The sequence below is a fragment of the Mesorhizobium sp. WSM4807 genome, assembly GCF_055811615.1.
The window spans coordinates 183,349-189,567 of record NZ_JBVVQY010000011.1; the positions used below are offsets into that span (position 1 = coordinate 183,349).

The 6,219-nt window shown below is 60.4% G+C and carries 6 protein-coding genes; 3 read left to right on the top strand and 3 right to left on the bottom strand.

Annotated features, from left to right (window positions below; translation table 11 throughout):
* Position 1 precedes the first annotated feature (1 nt).
* From AC0L3N_RS17110 to AC0L3N_RS17120, 3 genes are all read right to left on the bottom strand, one after another.
* Positions 2-907, bottom strand: a complete 906-nt coding sequence (locus tag AC0L3N_RS17110; protein ID WP_473548712.1) for a carbohydrate ABC transporter permease — start codon at positions 905-907, stop codon at positions 2-4.
* A 94-nt stretch (positions 908-1,001) separates the two neighbouring features.
* Positions 1,002-2,318, bottom strand: a complete 1,317-nt coding sequence (locus AC0L3N_RS17115) for an ABC transporter substrate-binding protein (protein ID WP_473548714.1) — start codon at positions 2,316-2,318, stop codon at positions 1,002-1,004.
* 359 nt (positions 2,319-2,677) lie between these two features.
* The gene (locus AC0L3N_RS17120; RefSeq protein ID WP_473548715.1) at positions 2,678-3,361 is read right to left on the bottom strand and encodes a TetR/AcrR family transcriptional regulator; all 684 of its coding nucleotides are present in this window, start codon (positions 3,359-3,361) and stop codon (positions 2,678-2,680) included.
* Positions 3,362-3,474: 113 nt separating this feature from the next.
* Here AC0L3N_RS17120 and AC0L3N_RS17125 point away from each other — a divergent pair, with 113 nt between their 5' ends.
* Genes AC0L3N_RS17125 through AC0L3N_RS17135 form a run of 3 tightly spaced genes read left to right on the top strand, consistent with a single transcriptional unit; the run spans position 3,475 to position 6,033 of the window.
* A complete protein-coding gene (locus AC0L3N_RS17125) occupies positions 3,475-4,671 on the top strand; it encodes a Tm-1-like ATP-binding domain-containing protein (RefSeq protein WP_473548716.1) in 1,197 nt (398 codons plus the stop codon).
* Positions 4,672-4,682: 11 nt separating this feature from the next.
* Positions 4,683-5,612, top strand: coding sequence for a phosphoenolpyruvate hydrolase family protein (locus AC0L3N_RS17130; RefSeq protein WP_473548717.1), 930 nt, complete (start codon positions 4,683-4,685; stop codon positions 5,610-5,612).
* Positions 5,613-5,616: 4 nt separating this feature from the next.
* Positions 5,617-6,033 carry a cupin domain-containing protein gene (locus tag AC0L3N_RS17135; protein WP_473548719.1) on the top strand — a complete coding sequence of 139 codons (417 nt, stop codon included), beginning with the start codon at positions 5,617-5,619 and terminating at the stop codon, positions 6,031-6,033.
* The last annotated feature ends 186 nt before the right edge of the window (positions 6,034-6,219 follow it).

Below are 6,219 nucleotides of genomic sequence, written 5' to 3' on the forward strand. Positions count from 1 at the left end.
GCTAGCGCTCCTTCACCTTGTTCAGGTATTTGACGTAGATATTGGTGATCGCCAGGACCATGATCAGCACGATGTAGGCGAGCGCGCAGGAGCGCCCGGTCTGCCATTCCTGGAACGCCATCTTGTAGAGCCGGATCGAGATCACCTCGGTGGTTGGCTGCGTCGACAGCACATAGGCAAGATCAAAGGTTTTGAACGCCTCCATGGTGCGAAAGATGATCGCGATCATCAGGATGGGCGCGACCAGTGGCAGCGTGATGCGGAAGAAAGTGTAGAGCGAACCGGCGCGGTCGATCGCGGCCGCCTCGTAAAGATGCTTCGGCACTGCCGACAGGCCGGCGAGCGACAGCAGCATGACGAAGGGCGCCCACATCCAGATGTCGGTCATGGCGATCGCGTAGAGAGCCATGTCGGCATTTCCGACCCATTCAAATTTCCCAAGGCCCAGCGCGTAGTTGATGATGCCGAAGGACGGGTCGTAGAGCAGTTTCCAGAACAGACCGACGACGGCCATAGACAGCATCATGGGCAAAAGCAGCAGCGTAGTGATCAGCCCCTTTAAGGGAATGTCGCGATTGAGGAGCATTGCCGTGCCGAAGCCGACCACGACCTGGCCGACGACCGAGACGATCACGTATTTTGCCGTGACCGCGAAATTGTTCCAGATGTAGGGATCGTTGAGCAGCTCGCGATAATTCTGCAGTCCGACGAAATTCGCAGCCGCGCTGGTCGATGCACGAAAGTCGGTGAAGGAGTAACCGAGCGAATAGATCAGCGGAAAAATGTTGAAGATGATCAGGAATAGGATCGTCGGTATGATGAAGAGGTTACGGATCGTGATGTCGCTCATGCCATGGGAGGCGGCGCGCGATTTTGGATCCAACGTCGCTATGACTGTGGTGGCCATGGACCGTTCTTTCCCAGTCTTCTTCTTGAATTTCGGTTCTTGAAACGGAAACGGAGGGGGCGGGCGACCGCCCCCTCCGAGATCAAGCCGCGCTTTACTGCATGCGGTTGTACTTCTTGAACGTCGCGTTCCAGTCGGCTGCAAGTGCGTCAAGCGTCTCCTTTGCAGTGCCCTGACCGTTCACGACGTACGGATAGACGCGCTGGTTGAGCTGCTGCAACAGCTCGGCGTATTCCGGCACCGCCCAGAAATCCTTCACCTTGAACATGGTCTCGTAGAAAGCTTTGTTGTAAGGCGTCGCGTTCTGGAACTCGGCGCTCTCCAACACCGCCTTATTGCAGGTGTAGCCGCCGAGCTCGGCCCATTTCTTCTGGGTCTCGTCCTTGATGAACCATTCGAGGAACTTCATCGCCTCTTCCTTATTCTCGGAATAGGAGACTATTGAGATGCCCTGACCGCCGAGCGCGGCGAACTGGTCACCCCCGGGGCCAGCCGGGTTGGCGAAGAAGCCCGTGCCCTTGGCATTCGGGTTCGACGCCTCGTTCACCAAGGCCGGGAAGAAGGCAAAATAATTCATGCTCATCGCCGCCAGGTTCTCGGTGATCGCCTGGTTGTCCTCGGTGAAGAAGGCGTTGGTCCATCCGGGCGGCGTGAAGCCGAAGAGCTTGCGGTAATTCTCGAGCGCCGCGACGTTCTTGTCCGAGTTGATGATCCCGTCCACCTTATAGGTCGCATAATCGCCAAGTTCGCCGCCGTAGGAAAAGATCGCATTCTCGACGCCCATGGCGAGACCGTCATATTGGTTCTGGGTGTAGATTGCGATGCCGTAGCGGTTCTGGTCGGGTCGGTTGAAGAACTCCGCGATGTCGGTCATTTCTTTCCAAGTCTTCGGCACGGCAAGGTCATAGCCGTACTTGGCTTTGAACGCCTCCATTTCCTTCGGGTCTTCGAACCAGTCCTTTCGATAGGACCAACCGACGGCGTCGCCCTCAGTCGGGATCGACCAGTATTTGCCGCTGTTGCCCGGGTATTCGGAATAGAATTTGACAGTCGCCGGGGCCATCGTCTCCAGCACTTTGTTGTTCTTCACGAACTCCGTCAGATCGACATAGTGACCGCCCTCGGAAGCTGCCCCTAACCACTGCGAGTCGCCGACGACCATGTCGTAGGCGCTGCCCTTGGCGTTGAATTCGGTGAAGGCCTTGGTCTGAAAGTCTGGCCACGGCGTCGTCTCGACCGTGACCTTCACGCCGCTCTCGGCCTCGTAAAGGTTGACGAGCTCCTGCAAATAATTCGCCGGATCCCACTCGGCCCAGAAGATGGTGAGTTCCTTATCCTGCGCGTAGACGGACGTTCCGCAGGCGAGCACTAAGCCGATACCAGCAAGCATACTGGTCATTGTCTTGCGCATGATGATTTCCTCCCTTGTGCGCATTCTACCGTATCATGCGAACCGGCGGCGAGGCCGGCCCTGGTAGTTCCTCCCGTGATGGCGCCGTTCCGGTTTTTGAGCCTCCTCGCCCAGCCGGAATTGGATCGCAGCCCTCACTTTCAATCCGCTATATTGTCCTGATCTGGTATTACCAATTTCGGACGCACGTCAAGCTCTTTCTTGGACAATGGCAGGCCCTCAGACAAGCGGATTCCAGCAACATCTGTCTGTTTTTCTTAAATTTTCCTACTCCTTGATACGCAAGGGCCTTGTTCGCGCTACGGAACACCGACTATTGTCAGTAATCGGCATCCCCATCTGGTCGAACCAGATCGATATTATTCCGCAGCTGTCGCCGGCGCGCTTCTGCCTCCCTCGGTCATCGATTCCATCACTGCAGCCCGTACCAGGGCGCCGGCTGCCCATTGCGCTACCGACATCATCTTGCGGCTGTCCAGCCCCCATATATCCTTCAGTATGATGAGCACTTCGACGCCGAAGATCAACGACAGGGCCTGTGCCAGGCGCTTGAATTCGCGTGGCGGCAGCCGGTTCTTGAGCGGTGCGATCGCGTCCTTGAGCAGATCGACGCGATGGCCGCGCGTGAAGGCCGGCTCGCTGCCCAGCGTGCCTGCCTGCCGCCGCGCCCACTGGTCGAGCGACAGCTTCAGCGCCGCCTTGAAGGTCGCCTCGAAGGCCTCGATGCGCGGCATGGCGGTATCGAACAGTTCGACGACGCGGCGCTCGGGATCGGTCGAGGCCGATTTCCAGGTGAGGATCGGCCCGAGCCCTTCGTCCACCACCGCCTGGACCAGCGCCGTCTGGCTTGGAAAATACCGATAGGCGGTGGCGCGGGAGACTTCCGCCGCTTCGGCGACCTCGCTGACCGAGGGCGTGGCGCCCGCCTGCATCAGCCTTGTCGCCGTCTCCAGCATCAACCGTCTTGTGCGCGCGCGCGGTCCACGCGCGGCCCCAGAACCGGTATCGTCGGAAACCGCAGCTTGTTGACGTGAGACATTCATGTCAATATGATACGCGCGTCTCAAAAAATTGCAATGGCCTTTCGCGATGCCGAACGGCCGGGCAAAGAGCGGCAGGCGGCAACGCCGAGCGCGCCTAGAGCCGGGGAAACGCAATGAAGCGCGTCTATATGGTGGGCACCGCCGACACCAAGGGTGAAGAACTCGCCTTTCTTGCCGATGCGGTCGCCGCCACCGGTGCTGCTGTCGTCCGCGTCGATGTTGGAACGCGCAACGCGACCGTGCCGGTCGATGTCTCGGCCGAAGAGGTCGCCGGCCATCATCCCGATGGCAGCAGTGCCGTGCTGGGCAGCGACGATCGCGGCACCGCGGTGGCGGCAATGGCCATCGCCTTCACCCGGTTTGTCGAATCGCGCACCGATATATCAGGTGTGATCGGCATCGGCGGTGGTGGCGGCACTTCGATCATCACATCAGGCATGCGCGCGCTGCCGCTCGGCCTGCCCAAGATCATGGTCTCGACGCTCGCCTCGGGCGACACCGCACCTTACGTCGATGTCTCCGACATCGTCATGATGCCGTCGGTGACCGATATGGCCGGCCTGAACCGGCTGTCTCGTGTCGTGCTGCACAATGCCGCCCAGGCGATAGCAGGCATGGCTGCAAAACCGCCGCCGCCACCCGACGGCAGACCGTCGATCGGCCTCACCATGTTCGGCGTCACAACGCCATGCGTGACTTCCATCGCCGAGCAGCTTCGTTCGACCTATGACTGCATGGTCTTCCACGCCACCGGGACCGGAGGCCGCAGCATGGAGAAGCTGGCCGACAGCGGCTTGCTGTCCGGCGTCATCGACATCACGACGACAGAAGTCTGCGACCTCCTGTTTGGCGGCGTTCTGCCGGCGACCGAAGACCGCTTCGGCGCGATCGCCCGCATGAAACTGCCCTATGTCGGCTCGGTCGGCGCGCTCGATATGGTGAATTTCTGGGCGCCACCGACCGTTCCACAACGCTATAGCGGGCGGCTGTTTTACGAGCACAATCCGAATGTGACGCTGATGCGCACGACCCCTGACGAAAGCCGCAAGATCGGCGAATGGATCGGTGCAAGACTGAGCCTTTGCGAGGGACCGGTCCGGTTCCTCATCCCCGAAAAGGGCGTCTCGGCGCTCGACATCGAAGGCGGCGCCTTCTTCGACCCTGAAGCCGATGCAGCCCTCTTCGAGGCTATCGAACGTACGATCATGCCGGATAACACGCGCCGAGTGACGCGCCTGCCACTGCACATCAACGACCCCGAATTCGCCGAGGCTGCGGTTGCGGCTTTCCTCGACATAGCCAGACAGTGAGAGCCGAAGCCATGGCCGCGATACCACGCAAGAAGATTCTGGAAAAGTTCCGCAAGATGATTGCCGCCGGCGTGCCGATCGTCGGCGGCGGCGCCGGCACCGGCCTGTCGGCCAAGGCCGAAGAGGCTGGCGGGATCGACCTGATCATCATCTATAACTCCGGCCGCTACCGCATGGCCGGGCGCGGCTCGGCCGCTGGCCTGCTCGCCTATGGCAACGCCAACGAGATCGTCAAGGAGATGGCCTATGAGGTGCTGCCGGTGGTGAAGAAGACGCCGGTGCTGGCCGGCGTCAACGGCACCGATCCCTTCGTCATCATGCCGCTGCTGCTAGCCGAGTTGAAGACGATGGGTTTTTCCGGCGTGCAGAACTTTCCGACCATCGGCCTGTTCGACGGCCAGATGCGGCAAAGTTTCGAGGAAACCGGCATGGGCTTTGGGCTCGAGGTCGACATGATCGCCGCAGCACACGAGCTCAATCTCCTGACCACGCCCTATGTGTTCAACCCCGATGAAGCGCGCGCCATGACCAAGGCCGGCGCCGACATCGTCGTCGCCCATATGGGGGTGACCACCGGCGGTTCGATTGGCGCGACGTCGGCCAAATCGCTCGACGACTGCGTGACGGAGATCGACGCGATCGCTGAAGCGGCGCGTGTCGTGCGCAAGGATGTCATACTGCTTTGCCATGGCGGGCCGATCTCGATGCCGGACGATGCCCGGTACATCCTCGAACGCTGCAAGGGCCTGCACGGTTTCTACGGCGCCAGTTCGATGGAGCGGCTGCCGGCAGAAGCGGCGATCGCCAGGCAGACTGCGGATTTCAAGGCCGTCATGCTGGAGCATCGGACCCAAAAGTGGGAACCGGCTTTGGGAAAATCCGATGCTAAAACAAAAAGACAAAGCGGCACAAAAACTGTCGCCAAGAAAAGGAAGGGATGAGTCGATGACCGACCAGAGCAAGGTATTCGTGTATCCGAAGGATGTCAGCGCCTTCGGCTTCGACTGGGGCAGACTGTCGCTGACGGTGGCTCCCGAAGTGAACGGCGCGACGCGTCTTTCCGGCGGCGTCGTCGACCTGCCGTCCGGCAAGGGCCACACGCGCCACAATCATCCAGGTGCTGAAGAGATCATCTTTGTCATATCAGGCAATGGCGAGCAGATGGTCGAAGACGAGAACGGCAATCCGGTCGTTGAGAAGGTCGGCCCGGGTTGCACTATTTATGTGCCGGAAAGCCGCTTCCATTCGACGCTGAACACCGGCGATGCGCCCATGCAGCTCTTCGTCGTCTATTCGCCGGCCGGGCCGGAACTGGCGCTGCGTGACCTGCCGGATTTCAGGCTGCTGCCGCCGGGCGCGTGACCTTTTTCTCGGGCAGCGCTGCCCCTCATTGCCCTGCCGGGCATTTCTCCCCGTAAACGGGGAGAAAGGTCGCCCTCGTTGACGGTTTCGCCATTCACAAGCGTTGCAGAATAAGCACCAAGGCTGCGGCCATGTCCCTTCTCCCCGTCCTATACGGGGAGAAGGTGCCGGCAGGCGGATGAGGGG